General features: G+C 59.3%; 22 protein-coding genes and 2 tRNA genes. 2 read left to right on the forward strand and 22 right to left on the reverse strand.

All coding sequences use genetic code 11. From position 1 onward, the window contains the following. The 8 genes from EN884_RS08760 to EN884_RS08795 form a co-directional block, all read right to left on the reverse strand. Positions 1-231: hypothetical protein (locus EN884_RS08760; RefSeq protein ID WP_164894953.1), on the reverse strand; the 231-nt coding region annotated here is incomplete at its 3' end. A gap of 32 nt (positions 232-263) precedes the next feature. After that, entirely contained in the window at positions 264-896 is a 633-nt protein-coding gene (locus EN884_RS08765; RefSeq protein ID WP_127224369.1) for a hypothetical protein, read from the reverse strand. Between the two features lie 125 nt (positions 897-1,021). Further along, a complete protein-coding gene (locus tag EN884_RS08770; protein ID WP_063168366.1) occupies positions 1,022-1,639 on the reverse strand; it encodes a hypothetical protein in 618 nt (205 codons plus the stop codon). Between the two features lie 3 nt (positions 1,640-1,642). Then, positions 1,643-2,017: a hypothetical protein gene (locus tag EN884_RS08775; RefSeq protein ID WP_063168367.1), complete on the reverse strand. Its 375-nt coding sequence runs from the start codon at positions 2,015-2,017 to the stop codon at positions 1,643-1,645. Positions 2,018-2,256: 239 nt separating this feature from the next. Continuing rightward, a tRNA-Met gene (locus tag EN884_RS08780) sits at positions 2,257-2,333 on the reverse strand. Beyond that, a complete protein-coding gene (locus EN884_RS08785) occupies positions 2,324-2,635 on the reverse strand; it encodes a hypothetical protein (RefSeq protein ID WP_063168368.1) in 312 nt (103 codons plus the stop codon). Before EN884_RS08785 ends, EN884_RS08780 begins: the two co-directional genes overlap by 10 nt. A 21-nt stretch (positions 2,636-2,656) precedes the next feature. Then, positions 2,657-2,732, reverse strand: a tRNA-Thr gene (locus EN884_RS08790). 5 nt (positions 2,733-2,737) lie between these two features. Continuing rightward, positions 2,738-3,448, reverse strand: coding sequence for an HNH endonuclease (locus EN884_RS08795; RefSeq protein WP_063168369.1), 711 nt, complete (start codon positions 3,446-3,448; stop codon positions 2,738-2,740). A 394-nt stretch (positions 3,449-3,842) separates the two neighbouring features. Between EN884_RS08795 and EN884_RS08800 the strand changes: the two genes are divergently transcribed. Next, positions 3,843-4,148, forward strand: a complete 306-nt coding sequence (locus tag EN884_RS08800) for a hypothetical protein (RefSeq protein ID WP_127224370.1) — start codon at positions 3,843-3,845, stop codon at positions 4,146-4,148. Positions 4,149-4,190: 42 nt separating this feature from the next. Here the strand turns inward: EN884_RS08800 and EN884_RS08805 are convergent, their stop codons facing one another. From EN884_RS08805 to EN884_RS08820, 4 genes are all read right to left on the reverse strand, one after another. Next, positions 4,191-4,706: a twin-arginine translocation signal domain-containing protein gene (locus EN884_RS08805; protein WP_063168371.1), complete on the reverse strand. Its 516-nt coding sequence runs from the start codon at positions 4,704-4,706 to the stop codon at positions 4,191-4,193. A gap of 12 nt (positions 4,707-4,718) precedes the next feature. Then, positions 4,719-5,480, reverse strand: coding sequence for an HD domain-containing protein (locus EN884_RS08810; protein ID WP_210213279.1), 762 nt, complete (start codon positions 5,478-5,480; stop codon positions 4,719-4,721). A 118-nt stretch (positions 5,481-5,598) separates the two neighbouring features. After that, entirely contained in the window at positions 5,599-6,039 is a 441-nt protein-coding gene (locus EN884_RS08815) for a hypothetical protein (RefSeq protein WP_063168373.1), read from the reverse strand. A gap of 115 nt (positions 6,040-6,154) precedes the next feature. Next, positions 6,155-6,724 carry a hypothetical protein gene (locus EN884_RS08820; RefSeq protein WP_063168374.1) on the reverse strand — a complete coding sequence of 190 codons (570 nt, stop codon included), beginning with the start codon at positions 6,722-6,724 and terminating at the stop codon, positions 6,155-6,157. Between the two features lie 11 nt (positions 6,725-6,735). On the opposite strand from EN884_RS08820, the gene EN884_RS08825 reads away from it, so the two are divergent. Further along, positions 6,736-6,981 (forward strand): DUF982 domain-containing protein, encoded by a 246-nt coding sequence (locus EN884_RS08825; RefSeq protein WP_063168375.1) that lies wholly within the window; start codon positions 6,736-6,738, stop codon positions 6,979-6,981. A 5-nt stretch (positions 6,982-6,986) separates the two neighbouring features. Here EN884_RS08825 and EN884_RS08830 read toward each other — a convergent pair whose 3' ends face one another. The 10 genes from EN884_RS08830 to EN884_RS08870 all read right to left on the reverse strand — a co-directional run bounded on the left by EN884_RS08830 (position 6,987) and on the right by EN884_RS08870 (position 12,043). Beyond that, the gene (locus tag EN884_RS08830) at positions 6,987-7,382 is read right to left on the reverse strand and encodes a hypothetical protein (RefSeq protein ID WP_063168376.1); all 396 of its coding nucleotides are present in this window, start codon (positions 7,380-7,382) and stop codon (positions 6,987-6,989) included. A 202-nt stretch (positions 7,383-7,584) separates the two neighbouring features. Continuing rightward, positions 7,585-8,103 (reverse strand): dATP/dGTP pyrophosphohydrolase domain-containing protein, encoded by a 519-nt coding sequence (locus tag EN884_RS39455; RefSeq protein WP_244514308.1) that lies wholly within the window; start codon positions 8,101-8,103, stop codon positions 7,585-7,587. Beyond that, the gene (locus EN884_RS08840; protein ID WP_063168378.1) at positions 8,100-8,576 is read right to left on the reverse strand and encodes a hypothetical protein; all 477 of its coding nucleotides are present in this window, start codon (positions 8,574-8,576) and stop codon (positions 8,100-8,102) included. The genes EN884_RS39455 and EN884_RS08840 overlap by 4 nt, the downstream gene beginning before the upstream one ends. Beyond that, positions 8,573-9,310 carry a hypothetical protein gene (locus EN884_RS08845; protein WP_063168379.1) on the reverse strand — a complete coding sequence of 246 codons (738 nt, stop codon included), beginning with the start codon at positions 9,308-9,310 and terminating at the stop codon, positions 8,573-8,575. The genes EN884_RS08840 and EN884_RS08845 overlap by 4 nt, the downstream gene beginning before the upstream one ends. Before the next feature lie 2 nt (positions 9,311-9,312). Next, complete coding sequence (locus tag EN884_RS08850; RefSeq protein ID WP_063168380.1) at positions 9,313-9,717, reverse strand: hypothetical protein; 405 nt, start codon at positions 9,715-9,717, stop codon at positions 9,313-9,315. A gap of 2 nt (positions 9,718-9,719) precedes the next feature. Next, positions 9,720-10,259, reverse strand: coding sequence for a hypothetical protein (locus EN884_RS08855; protein WP_063168381.1), 540 nt, complete (start codon positions 10,257-10,259; stop codon positions 9,720-9,722). After that, the gene (locus EN884_RS08860) at positions 10,259-10,561 is read right to left on the reverse strand and encodes a hypothetical protein (RefSeq protein WP_063168382.1); all 303 of its coding nucleotides are present in this window, start codon (positions 10,559-10,561) and stop codon (positions 10,259-10,261) included. The genes EN884_RS08855 and EN884_RS08860 overlap by 1 nt, the downstream gene beginning before the upstream one ends. Next, the gene (locus tag EN884_RS08865) at positions 10,558-11,277 is read right to left on the reverse strand and encodes a metallophosphoesterase (protein WP_244514309.1); all 720 of its coding nucleotides are present in this window, start codon (positions 11,275-11,277) and stop codon (positions 10,558-10,560) included. Before EN884_RS08865 ends, EN884_RS08860 begins: the two co-directional genes overlap by 4 nt. 88 nt (positions 11,278-11,365) lie before the next feature. Continuing rightward, a complete protein-coding gene (locus tag EN884_RS38590; RefSeq protein WP_063168383.1) occupies positions 11,366-11,554 on the reverse strand; it encodes a hypothetical protein in 189 nt (62 codons plus the stop codon). Further along, positions 11,555-12,043: a hypothetical protein gene (locus EN884_RS08870; RefSeq protein ID WP_063168384.1), complete on the reverse strand. Its 489-nt coding sequence runs from the start codon at positions 12,041-12,043 to the stop codon at positions 11,555-11,557. Between the last annotated feature and the right edge of the window lie 270 nt (positions 12,044-12,313).

Here is a 12,313-nt window from a genome sequence, read left to right on the forward strand (position 1 = left end):
GTGATAACCAGTCCAGCGCCCGAGATCCTTACGGCCCCAATATCCGAGATCGACATAGACAACCGGCCGGCCGGCATCCCGATAGCCCTTGAAAACAGCCCGGAGCGTTTCGTCAAAGCCATAAAAGACGGCGATATCCGAGTCCGGAGATTTGAAAGACGTCGAAGGCATGACGCGAACATTGTCGCCCACCCGATGGATGCCCTGCGCCATTGCCGCGCCGATGAGCATTGACCGCTTGTGCGCCGGAATCTGATAGACCGTTACCCGAGCAGACACTTAAACGGCGTTCCTTCTTGGATTTCCTCGGAGGACCACTGCGCATAGGCAAGACTGCGGAGCATCGGCAGGCGATCGCCAAGGAATGGATTTTCGATGTCACTGACGCCACACTTGGCGGCTGGTCCGCCGATCCATGTCGGCATATCGTGGAAGACTGGGACACCAGCAACGATCGACTTGATGCCGGCGCCGCTTGCCCAGGTCACCGCGGCCCATGCATGCTGCAGGTCCGGATCAGTCTTTTCCTTGCCTGGGTGCGGGCGAATCCTTATCGGCCGGTCCGTCACCTTCCGGAGACGCTCAACGACCCTTGCCGTCCAGTCAGACGGCATCGCAATGCCAGGTTCACCTATCCCGCGCTGCGGCAGAACAACGATCTCGCCGCCACAGGAGCGCCATGGCAGCAAGTTGATGCCAAGTTGATCCCATCGGTCGCCGGCGCCCTCAACCCACGCGCCGGCGCCCAGATGGTGCCCCAGCGCAAGCGCATAGAGCAGGTGCCCGTCCCTATCTTTCCCGATGTAGCCATTTTCGGCCACCAGAACCCTTGCGCCAGCCTTCTCGTACCGATTGGCGAGATCGTGATTACCTCTCGACCGATTCCAAATCAGCAAGACGTCCGTCGGACCAGGCCTTTCCTTCGGCGGATGCCCGACTGCATATCCGAGGCGAGCCAATCCTCTCCGAAAGACGTCCCGTCGATAATACGGCGAGTCGCTGAAGGTGTCGGAGGCGACGCCTATGACCATTCGGTGTCCAGATTGATCCTTGGCAGCCAGGTGATCGTGCTTTTGATGGTCGCGTTGACCACCGCAATCTTGCGGCGCGCGAGCTCGTCGGTCAGGCCGCGGAAATGCTTGCGCCAGTTTTCAGTGTTGGAGTGGAGATCCATCCCGGGACCGTGAGGTCCGAACCAATGCGACTTGGCGCCGTCGTCGGAGAAATCGAAGGCGACAATGACGATCCGACGGGCGCCGAGTTGCGCGGCCAGATGGACCGCTTGGTAGCCGCTGTTGCAGCCACCACGGATACAGCCTGGCGTGTCGTCAAAGCCTTCAATGCCGGTGTTCTTGAGCGTCCGGACGTCATGGAAACCGGTGATCTCGAGCGAGGTCTTCAACCCGCGAAATGCAGGCACTCCCTTGTGCATATTCCACCAGCGCTTGTCGGACGCATGCAGGATATCAGCAAACCAGCAAGGGTAGATCGCATCGTTGATGGCAATGACGCGTATCTTGTCCTCGGCGCGCGCCATACCGATCCTGCGAATCTGGCTGAGCGTGAGCGATGGGCCGCCAGCGGCAACAACCACCGGCCGATCGCCGAATGGTGCGATGGGGAGGCATGTGACGGCCATGACCTATCGAAACTTGGCAAGTTCGCTGTTGCGGTTCGTGCCGATAGACTGATTGTCGCGATCATCCGGAATGCCAGACCGTTTCGAACGGCGCCCGGGAGACTGATCAGAATCCGTCCCCTCGAAGAAGGCTGACGGATGGGACGGGTGCATGAACTCGATCATCGCGAAATTGGCCGCGTCGATCAGGAACTCAGTGTTCCCAGTTTCTGCATATTTCCTCAAGCGGTCAGTCAGGGAGGTGATTGCGTTCACCTTGTGAGGATAGGCTTCGGAGACCAAGCCATACTTGTAGAAGCTGACCACCATCCGATCCTTCATGCCCTGCACGAAGGGGTCGGAAAACTCTGTCGAAAGAATTGCTTCGACTGAAGACATCTTTGCCTCTTGGGTTTGAAAATGAAAACGGCGGCCCGAAGACCGCCGCTGAAACCTATTATTCGGCGCTGCCGAATGTCTTCTTGAGGAAAGCCATGATCTCCGCGCGGAAGTACCAACCGGCAGCGCAGGCGATGGCGAGAAGGATAAGCTGTGTCATGCTACTCTCCTTTGTTTGAAAATGGCGCCGCAGCCCCTCGTCCCGCCCATGGCGTTCTGATGTCTACTGCGGTCTTAATTGGTTGCGGGAAACGGATTCGAACCGCTGTCCTTCTGGTTATGAGCCAGACGAGCTACCAGGCTGCTCTATCCCGCGGAAACTGGCCAATAATGGCGGTTGCTCTCACGCGCCCGGGCATGCGCGGCGTCGCGCAGTTCCCTTGGCGTCATGTCGTCAAACGTGTGATCGAAGAACACTGGAAGCCCGACGGCGATCAGATTCAGATCGCTCGGCTGGCAGACCGCGAGTGTTTTACAGCGGCTATCGACATCCGGTCCGCGCAACTCGAGGATGGTGCGCTCGACCACGATGCCGATGTCTTTTGTGGGAACGATGATCAGTGCGCCGGCAGCGGGCAGAGACATCACCAACGCTGTGGTGCGGCCCATCTGCTGCATGTCGGTCTCCCGATCTGGATTTGGTGCCACCGGGGTAGAATCGAACTCCCGGCCCGCTGCTTACGAGGCAGCCGCTCTACCACTGAGCTACGGCGGCGAAACTTACGCCGTCGTTGTTGTGAGAATGGTCTGACCGGTGAAGCGGCTGGCGTAGTCCATGACCTGCTCCTCAATCAGTACCCTGAACCGCGAATGCCAGTATTTATGATGCGTGGGGCAGAGCGGTATCAGGTTGGCGGGGTCGTTGTTTTCGTGATTTTCGTCGAGGTGATGAACCTCAACGATGTTTACCTCGTCGCAAACCACACACTTTTTCTCGTGGTGGCTGAAACACGTCGATCGGTAGGACTCAGTCTTCCAGTTCGGATGATTGCTGCCGCTTCTGAAATGTGTGTTGGCGCATGCTTTGGAGCAAGTCTCGCCACGCCCTCTTATCGGATCGTCGCAAACGGGGCAGGATCTGATATTCTCCAGGGCAAGGTGGCACAGGCTCTCGTGGCGCATCAGCCCGCTCGCATGGACTTCCCTGCCACACCATTGGCACGGCCGCTGACCTATCGCATTCCTCGCCTTCGCCAAGTTGGCCAGGTGTCGCTCGGAGCCAGTGTAGGCCCCGGCATGCATCTTGACCTTACCCTTCTGCGTGAAATGCGAGATGTCGAGACCAGCTTTGGCGATCCTGCGCTTAAGGTAGGATTGGTAACCGCCAGACACCTTGATGCCGAGGATGCGCAAGACCCCTGAATAGGTAGCAGAGTTTCTTACAGCAGCCCCAAGTTCGTCTTCCGTGAATTGGTGCTTGCGTTCAGGCATCCGTTACGGGTCATCGTCCTTTTGAAGCCGGCATCCCACCGGCTGGCCGCTCATATCCGGACGCCATCCCGGATTAGGCTTCCCAAAGTCGGGGTTCGAGCGGCTTCCCCTTTGATCTGGCTGATTCTGCCTGGGGCACAACTTTATGTTTCGAGGCGTTTCTGACTCGCCTTTAGGGAGGAACGCAACCCCTAGTGTTTCAGGTTTTTGTTAACACAATTTATGGTACACGCCGAAACTCCAATAATGCCAACTATTCTCGCCAGATCGCAACTTTGTTCGCCTCAGTTATCCCTCTTCTGGGCCTCCAATTCCTCGAAAACCCTTGGCACTGTTGACGTTTCGCCTGTTTCTGTGCTTTGACACTGCCGTCCCGAAACAGGAAGGCAGTTCCATGGTCAACATCGACAACATCAACCTCGAGAACCTCTCGATCTCCGATCTCTCTGCGCTCGAGGAGCGCATCAGGACTGCCAAGATGGTTCCGACTGGTCTTCGCGCGATCAGCCTGGTCGCCGCACTGAAGGAAACCATGAAGGCCATCCGCGAGATCGACGATAGCATTCTCGGCGAGGTTCTCGGCCCGATCGCCCCGCAGGCGATGCCGAAGGAGGCAACGACTGCTCGGAAGTATGGCCTATCCGAGACCCAGGTGAAGAACGCCAAGGACAAAGCGGTCAAGGCGATCGCAGCGCTTTAGAATATATTCTGATTTCAGTTTATTCTATTCGGGCGCGGTTGGTTAAGCCGCGTCCGCCGTCGGGAACGTCACTTCGAGGTCGCCGATCTCGAGTCCGAACCGGTACGCCTCTCGGGGAGACCTCGTCTCTGTCATATTGATGAATGAATTCTTCAACGTGTAGAGTCCGTTCTCGCCTTGAGACATGGCAAAATCGACTCTTTCGCCCGCCATGAACGTCTCCATCAGCATCTGACGCCCTTCGCTGTCGAGCATGATATCGACGTCAACTGCCCCCGCAGTTACATACGATACCCCCCTGTGTGTTGGCCGATCAAGGGACGCGAGGTCAACAAAGGTGACATCCCGCTCAATCCGCACCATCCACTCCGTCGACTTCCCCAGGAACCGCCAGATGTCATCGACCTTCATGAAGACGTCACCGAGGAGATGATCTGGGAACGGCAGCGACGGCGCCACGGCGGCCTCGACTGCGGCGAGCGCGGGCATTCCGGCCGCCACAACGCCGGCGGTCGCCATCAGGCCTTTCAGGAAGTTGCGGCGGGACAGGTCGGTCATCGTATGCTCCAGTTAGATTTCACCGCGCCAGACGGTTGGCCATCCGGGTTGGTTGGTATCAATGATGCTGATCTGCTTGCCATCGCCTGCCTCGCACTGCGCGGCTGCCCTCGCCCATAGCGTTGCATCGCCTTCGCGGAGCACCTCGAGCAGCGCCAACTTCTCCAGGCGGTAGACCTTCCAGAAGTTCGGATCCCGTTCCTTGATCGTCAGCGTGTTGTGGATGAGGTCGGCGAGTTTGATCGTCTTGGCCGTGGCCGGCGCCTTGGCTGTGTGTGCCAGGTCGAGCGCCTTGCGCGCGGCGCGGTTGCCGTCATCCGGTCGCGAGACGTCCGTGAGCCAGCCGACGAGCTCCGCAACTTGGACGCCGAACTCCGCGTCGATGTCGTCGATCGAAACCGATGGCACGTCTTCAATCACGTCATGCAAGATGGCCGCTGCGATCATCTCCGGCGTGTGTGGGACCGTCTTGACGATCTCGGCGACGGCGATCGGATGTACGATATAGTTTTCGCCGGTATATTTTCTCAATTGGCCTTCATGCGCCTTGGTCGCGAAGATCAGCGCTTTCTCCTCCAGCGCCTCGCCGTACCGGCATATTGGGTAGTTCTCGTGCCATTCAATCATGTGCCGCCGTCCTGCTTCTTCCACATCCGGCACTCGGCACCGTCTTCCGGCCGCATCCTCTCGCAATTGCTGCCATCCGGCTCGGCCGTGGATCCGCCGAACAACAATGCGGTCATCCTGGCTTTGCCATACTTGCGTTCCGCCCATATCGGATTGTCGCCGCCACCTTCGAGTAGAGCGGCATCATCCACGCCGGCGCCACAACTGATCAGTCCGTTGTCGCGAAGCCATCCGCGCGCGCAGGTTCCGCATTTACGATCGTCGCTCATTCTGCCGCCTCCGCCAATTTCAACGTCTCGGCATAGGCGGTCACCACCGCAAGGCAGAGCGCGATCGCCGGCGTGCCCGACGGCCGCAGGTCGATGTCGACGCCGGTATCCCATATGCTGCCCGATTTCGGCTTGCCATATTCCTTCAGCAGTCGCTCGCCATGCACCGGGCAGTTCAGGTCCGGAACCACCCATGCATCATCCGAAACGCAGCATGTCCCCACCTTCCATGCGAAGCCTGGCAGGATGCGCTCGAGCAGCTTCACCGGCGCGTTGAGATCCTTGGTGAAGGCTGGGCAAATAGGCATACCGTTCCGCATGGCGGCGAGCGACAGGTTGAACGGCCGCGGCTCAGGCCACAACGCGCCGATCTCGCGGTCAACCTCTCGGTCCGGCGCTTCCAACGACTCGAGCCGCGCAATCAGTTCTTCGATCATGGACGTTCACCTCTCAGGAGTGGGCCCAGCGCTTTGGTCTGGTCCAGCGCAAAGTCGCCAGGCTGATGCGTGGTGACGCAACCGACGAGGAACAGGCAGATGAGCATCGCGCGGATCATGCCGCTATCTCGCCAGTGCGCGAGTTCAGAATGCCATTGGCGCACGCACGCCATAGCAGCACATCGACCGTGGCGATCTTGTAGCCGCTATCTCGGGCGAGTCGTTCGCACAGTTGCTGTGGCGTCACACCCTCCCGATCAGCTAGGCGCTGAAGGTGAACATCTGGCTTGGCGACATCGGCCCCGAAGTTCTTGGCGAGGTGATATTTCGTGATGCCGCCGATCCATGGCAGCGAAGCGCAGAACTCGATCTTGTCGGGGGCAGAGAGATAGGCCGCCAGCAAGTCGTCACGCGTCCGCCAGATAAGGTCGATCGCTTTTGCCTTGCCTGGGTGGCCGAAGACAGCGAAGGCACTGATGCCGCCCTGTATGGCCGCCATGACCTTGGCGAATATCTTGACCGCGATGGTGTTCTTCATGCCTGAATTGCAGATGACGAATATCGCTTCGGATGCAAAGTCGTCAGCGTCGGCCGGCGGCTTGATGTTTTCGGACCATGAGATGTCGTCTTGGCCTTGCTCGCCAAGCAATGATACGATGTGAAGGAAGTCGCTGCGCTCGATCACAGGGCACCCCCATGCTGCACCGCTTCAAACGCCCCGTAACCATCCGCTGGGAGCGCGGAATGCAGGGCATAGGCGATGTCCACGCCGCCTTGGAAGCCATGCGCAACTGGGTGCGCGAGACTGATACCGTCACCCCGGAGATTGAAGCAGCCTATGTTGTCTGTGCGGAGGTGCTCGATGGGACTAGACCCGCTGAAGATGCTCGGGGAGCATTCGTTGCAGATGCAAGAGGGATGGGGAAACTGCCAGGTGAGTGAGCGGGTCATGGCGCTGGACCGATGGCGGCGCGGACAATATAGCCAGCCTTGCGAAGCCCATCCCGCTCCGGTTTGCCGTCATAGGATCCGCGCATTTGGCCGCCGTCGAGATACCGCACATACTCTGCGATCGCGGCGTCTGCGGTCTCCAGCGCTTTCCTTGCCCGCGCTAGATCTGCCTCTGCGGCTTTGGCGCGGATGGCGGCAACCTGTTGGCCTGCGCGTGCGGCGGATCGATCTGCATCAGCCGCGCCGACTTCCTTCTGCATCCGCTCCAGTTCCACCCTCATCTCGGCTAGGGCTGTATCCTTGGCGGCGAGGGTGGCTTCGAAACTGGCGGCGATCTTCTTCCACGTTTCGAAGCTGGGTGCACTGTCCTTAGGCCATTCGACGCTGATCATTCGCCCGTCCCCCTGTTATTCTGAGATAGGGCGAGACGGCCTGCTTCGGTGATGTTCAGCCAGTCAGAAGAAGGGCCACCGTCTCTCCATTCTGCCAAGCGAAGTTCAACCAGGCGTCTTGCAGGTTTGTATGAGCCGATGCAGTGCGTCCCGCCAGCATAGGATACTTCAACCAGAAGATGCCATTGCGAGGTTGTCAGCTTCATGGCTTTGTAGAAGCGGTGGAGCGAACGTGCTCGATTGCTTGGTCAGGCGACATGGTTCGCCAGTCGGGCCAGTCGCGGCCTTCGTTCTTGGTCTGCTTGGCGATGAGCGCGGCAACGATCTGCTCGGGTGAATGGCCAGCCCGCCAAGCGCCATCCAGCGCCAAGATCGTAACGTCGATCCATTCGGCGATGTCGGAAGGGTCGGCTTCGATCTCAGACAGTTCCTTGCGGATATGATCGATCACGCCCTTGGTGCGCGGGCCGGGACCGAATGTGGCTTCTGACCATTCCCGCTGGCGAGCCAGATGCGCCAACATGTCGAAGCCGTCCAGCACCATGCCTGGTACTCCTTCCCCTGGTGGTGCGGTGGAGAGGGCTGCTTCGAGGGCGGCTCGGATGGTAGCCTCGATGCTCATGTCCTTTACCTGACAGGCGCACCACGCTCTAAACGCCCGCTCGACCATCGCTTCGCTAACTCCCGTAGTGGTGGCTGTAGGTTGGGTGGTGGTGGTCATGCTGCGGCCTCACTGTAAAACGTCTCAGTTATCTGGCCGGAGTTGTCTCCGCGCTGCCAATGGAAGGCTGCGATAGCGTTGCCCATCGGGAACCCGAGCTTTGAACCTGTCCCGTACCATCGGATGTTCTTGGTCGAGAGCCCGTAATTTCGGCACTCTCGAACTGTCCCGTACCCGCTAACGATGTTGCGCGCCGGCACCAGAAATACGACATTATCGGAGATAGAAAACGCATGCTTCATGAACTGCCGGGTTTTGGAGTAGGGAGGGTTTCCTATGATCCAATCCACATGGTCGCGGAAATCGAAGAAGTCGCGGCCATCATCAATCTCGCACCACTGTGCGGATGGGATGAAGTCCGTAAATGCTCCTTGACCTCGGCATGGGTCGAGTATCTTCCCGGCTGGGCTAAAAAACCGAACCATGTCGGAGACGCACCAAGCCGGCGTGTAGACGATGTCGCCTCTCTTCATGGCTTCGCCACCCCGTCCGTATCTTGGGCGGAAAGGGCGGCGAGAGCCTTGCGCCATTCGCTTTCGGTTCGCTCCTTGTCTGTGAGGATTCCAGCAGGACACCACGAGTTGCGGCCATACTCCCATGCACGTCTAAGCTCGTCTTCCCCACCCTTGGTGGCCGGGATGATGGAAGAGAGGGCAGTCTCGATCTTGTCTTGGAGTTCTTGATCAGGCGCCGGTGGTGGAGCCAGATAAAGCGGATGGATCGGCATGTTAGGCCCATAAACACCGGCTGGATTTTTGGTCACCGCAACCCATGTCTCATTGTCGTCCCTGTCTGTGCCCAGGATTAGCCAGGCGACCGGCTCTCCTGCCTTCACGCTCACCGCTACCGGTGCGACAGCGGGGGAGGCGAAGAAGAGAGGGCGGACGTTGCGGACATCCTTAGGATCGGGGATGTGGCTGGAGTACATCGTGCCGCTCCACCGGTTGTGGTCGTGGCTGTAGCAAAGCTCAAACAGGTAGCCTACCGGCTCCTCGCTCGGTGCTGCTCCCTGACTATGGATAGCGGAGAGGGCGCGGAGGTCGTCATATTGCTTCCATGCGTCGCAAGCGGCGCAACCCTCGGCATAGTCAGGGCAGCGCTCGCCGAATGCTTCGGTGATGGCTTCAGCAATGAAATCCGTGGTGGTAGGGCTTTCTTGATGGGTGCCGGAGAGGGCGGTTTCGGATTCGTCGTGAGCATGGGTCATGGCTAAATTCTTTCCGCTAGCGTTCTCGAAGACCATGCCGGCTGAAACGGGTACCGAAGCGCCGCCATCCAGCAACGAAGTCGGAAGCCGCAGCCGTCATCATACCCCTGCCCTTCCCTCAACTGTTCATGGTAGCGGATCCGGCCGGCCTGGGTGATGCGATCAAGCCCGGCCAGTTCCAGTTTCCGCTGCATCTTGCGGTCAGCCTTGTAGCCGGCGTCCAGCCACTTCGGTTCGTCGATCGCCACATAGGGCAGCTTCAACAGGCCGCCGAAGGCGCGCTCGAGCCGGTCATGAACTTCATTCTCGGCCGCTTCGATATCTGTCAGCACCCGAGCGGCCCGCCTGTCATTGAATGCCGCCTGCTCGAATCCCGTCACCTCGTCAGGTCTACTGCCTCGCCTCATCGTCACCGCCCTCCGCGCGCGGCATCTATTTCGTCTACCGACCATCCGGCCCGACGAAGCGCCATAATCTGCTCTCGCCCAAGAGGTGGAGATGCATACTCCGCAGCCAGATCCGCGGTTACCTTGCGCTGGCGCCTGTACCGTTCAGCTATTTCTGGATGTTCCTGAAATTCGTCAGGAAGGATGTCCCCTTCCGCATCGGTAAAGATCGCGTAGAGCCTGGGCCATCGACCAACATCCCCTGCATTGAAACCACTCCAGCCTGCTGGCCCAAAGACCTCTCGAATTTCAATGTCGCCATCTGATTCATGGCGCCCAATCGAAGTCGAACCTGAGAACGCTATGCCAAGAGTGTCGGCCAGCAGATAGTCCTTGTGGACCATAAGACTTTCCGTTTTCATCCCGTACCATGGGTCAAGCCGCTCATAGGTTTTGCTCACCTGTTCTAAGGTCAGATCGCGAATGACAGACACGGTCCCGCCTCGGCTCTTGGTCATTATGGACCAAAGCGATTGCGTCGGATCGTATGCCTGGCCGTCCATCACTTCCCTCCGCGCGCAAGCGTGAGCGCATCTAGTGCCATTTTGTCCAGTTCATCTGCGCGGGCATTATCGCTGTCGCGCGTCCACCTCATCGGCTCCATAAATTGTTGCAGCGCCTCCAGCGCAGCCACGAGCTCGTCATGCGCATTGACCGCCTTCATCGCCAGTTGGTAGTTCGGCTCGGACAGCACGCGGCAAGCGACGGGGAATGGATGGCCGTTACTGATCACCCGCCTATCGCCGGGCCCTACAAAAACAGCCGTGGTGTTGGTCCACGGGGCCGGATCATATTCTGTGGTCACGATGCAGCCCTCACGATATCCTGAATGTGCGAGCCTTGAACGGTGAGCAGTTCGATGGGTCCGCCCGCCACCGCGTCATCAAAGACGCCGACCACAAGTCGACCGGTGAACCATGCGAACGTGTCGAGGTCAGACCGACCTTTCAATAGGATCGGGCCGTCCTCGAATTGATGATGGCCGTGCACAACGTGTCGCTTACCATGGCCGCGCTCGTCATCATCAGGGTATATCTTCCAGCCAAGATCCTGATCATCCTGCTGGTCGAGCGGCTTGAACGGATCGACGCCGGCGTGGACGAAGACGCGGTGTTCGTCGATGTGCATCCGAGGCAGCGCCTTCATCCAATCCAGATGAGAACTTGGGACCAATGCGGCTGCGACCGCGGCACCATCGCCGATCTTGGCGCCGTAGGAGATCAGCGTGCGGCCGCCTCCGTTGGGGATCCACCAGCGGCCGACGAGCTCGAGATTAGCGCAGCACTCAACCATGATGTCTTCGTGATTGCCGCGCAGACATATGCGACGCCAGCCCGGCGGCAGTGCCGGGTCATCCATGAGCCATTCGATGATTTCGCGGCTCTGCGGTCCACGGTCGACGTAGTCACCAAGATGGACAATGGTGCCCGGTATGCCGAGCGCATGCTGCGAAATGGCGTCGTAGGCCATCTGCAGCAGGTCGAAGCGACCGTGCAGGTCTGCTATCGCGTAGGTTTTCACCCGATTCCTCCCATCTGATAGAACGAACTGATCAAGCCGAGGACAACTAGGACCGCGCCGACGGCGATGCACCAGGCTTCGAAGCGGCTCATCCGAGCACTCCGGCGTCGACATTGAGGCGCCGGAGAAGCGGGAAATTGTAAACACGCCAATGGATGCGCGTGTAACCCGGCTCATTCTCGGCTCGCCTGGCGACGCAGCATGCCTCCGCATCCTCCGCTTTTTCGAACACTGCGGCGGGAAAATCATTCCCCATGACGACATGCACTTCGGTCATTTACACCACCTCGATATGGAACGGAGCTCGAACGCCGTTGCAATGCGTCTGCGCCGCCTCCAGCGCGGCCAGGACGCGGTCACGCGGGTCGCCTACGCCGCCATGAAGCTTGCCCTGCGCATACGGCCCGCCCTCGCCCGCGGCCACATAGGACGAATATTCCGCCACCGAGTAGTCGGAACTGACCTTGAACAACCGCCCGCCATGGCCGACCAGCAGTTCATCAATGTCCTTGCCGGAGATTTCCTTCAGTTTCTCGACGACGTTCAGCACGAGGTGCGCCATGACGTCCTTGCATTCCATCTTGGGCAGCGAGGCGTATTCCAGCATCTGCCCGACCCGGTAGGATCCGGTGAAGCCGATCACATAGGGCCCGTTCCGAAACACCTTCCGGTTGGCGCGCACCTCGATGCTCTCGCCGCTGACTGCCGCGCTGTCGGCGCCGATGTAGACCTTGCCGTTGTCGATGAGCCCGACGATGCAAGTCACTTCAGATCACCATCGCCCAGATGGTCTATGAAGTATGCGAACGCGAGGACGATGAGGCCAATAGCCAGACCCAACGGCACTCCAATGATTATATCGCTCACGTCCGCCCTCTCCATTTCGACCACACCACCACATAGGCGTAGCCAACTAGGGCGCCGGCGGCTGCCGCGGAGATAGCCATGAGAAAGTCGAGTGGGACACTCGGGCTATTGAGCGTCAGCGGATCGACAGTGATCGCGGCCGCCAGCATGACATCGGCGAGCATGGCGC

It is taken from the genome of Mesorhizobium sp. M7A.F.Ca.AU.001.01.1.1 (assembly GCF_004022735.1).
In the GTDB taxonomy this organism is placed as follows: Bacteria; Pseudomonadota; Alphaproteobacteria; order Rhizobiales; family Rhizobiaceae; genus Mesorhizobium; species Mesorhizobium ciceri.

Bases quoted from the DNA above. Each gene is read 5' to 3' on its own strand.
- EN884_RS08795 (WP_063168369.1), bottom strand. From the start codon at position 3,448: ATGCCTGAACGCAAGCACCAATTCACGGAAGACGAACTTGGGGCTGCT.
- EN884_RS08775 (WP_063168367.1), bottom strand. From the start codon at position 2,017: ATGTCTTCAGTCGAAGCAATTCTTTCGACAGAGTTTTCCGACCCCTTC.
- EN884_RS08815 (WP_063168373.1), bottom strand. From the start codon at position 6,039: ATGATCGAAGAACTGATTGCGCGGCTCGAGTCGTTGGAAGCGCCGGAC.
- EN884_RS08810 (WP_210213279.1), bottom strand. From the start codon at position 5,480: ATGGGCGGAACGCAAGTATGGCAAAGCCAGGATGACCGCATTGTTGTT.
- EN884_RS08805 (WP_063168371.1), bottom strand. From the start codon at position 4,706: ATGACCGACCTGTCCCGCCGCAACTTCCTGAAAGGCCTGATGGCGACC.
- EN884_RS08770 (WP_063168366.1), bottom strand. From the start codon at position 1,639: ATGGCCGTCACATGCCTCCCCATCGCACCATTCGGCGATCGGCCGGTG.
- EN884_RS38590 (WP_063168383.1), bottom strand. From the start codon at position 11,554: ATGACCGAAGTGCATGTCGTCATGGGGAATGATTTTCCCGCCGCAGTG.
- EN884_RS08830 (WP_063168376.1), bottom strand. From the start codon at position 7,382: ATGATCAGCGTCGAATGGCCTAAGGACAGTGCACCCAGCTTCGAAACG.
- EN884_RS08855 (WP_063168381.1), bottom strand. From the start codon at position 10,259: ATGGACGGCCAGGCATACGATCCGACGCAATCGCTTTGGTCCATAATG.
- EN884_RS08850 (WP_063168380.1), bottom strand. From the start codon at position 9,717: ATGAGGCGAGGCAGTAGACCTGACGAGGTGACGGGATTCGAGCAGGCG.
- EN884_RS08800 (WP_127224370.1), top strand. From the start codon at position 3,843: ATGGTCAACATCGACAACATCAACCTCGAGAACCTCTCGATCTCCGAT.
- EN884_RS08845 (WP_063168379.1), bottom strand. From the start codon at position 9,310: ATGACCCATGCTCACGACGAATCCGAAACCGCCCTCTCCGGCACCCAT.
- EN884_RS39455 (WP_244514308.1), bottom strand. From the start codon at position 8,103: ATGACCACCACCACCCAACCTACAGCCACCACTACGGGAGTTAGCGAA.
- EN884_RS08840 (WP_063168378.1), bottom strand. From the start codon at position 8,576: ATGAAGAGAGGCGACATCGTCTACACGCCGGCTTGGTGCGTCTCCGAC.
- EN884_RS08825 (WP_063168375.1), top strand. From the start codon at position 6,736: ATGCTGCACCGCTTCAAACGCCCCGTAACCATCCGCTGGGAGCGCGGA.
- EN884_RS08785 (WP_063168368.1), bottom strand. From the start codon at position 2,635: ATGCAGCAGATGGGCCGCACCACAGCGTTGGTGATGTCTCTGCCCGCT.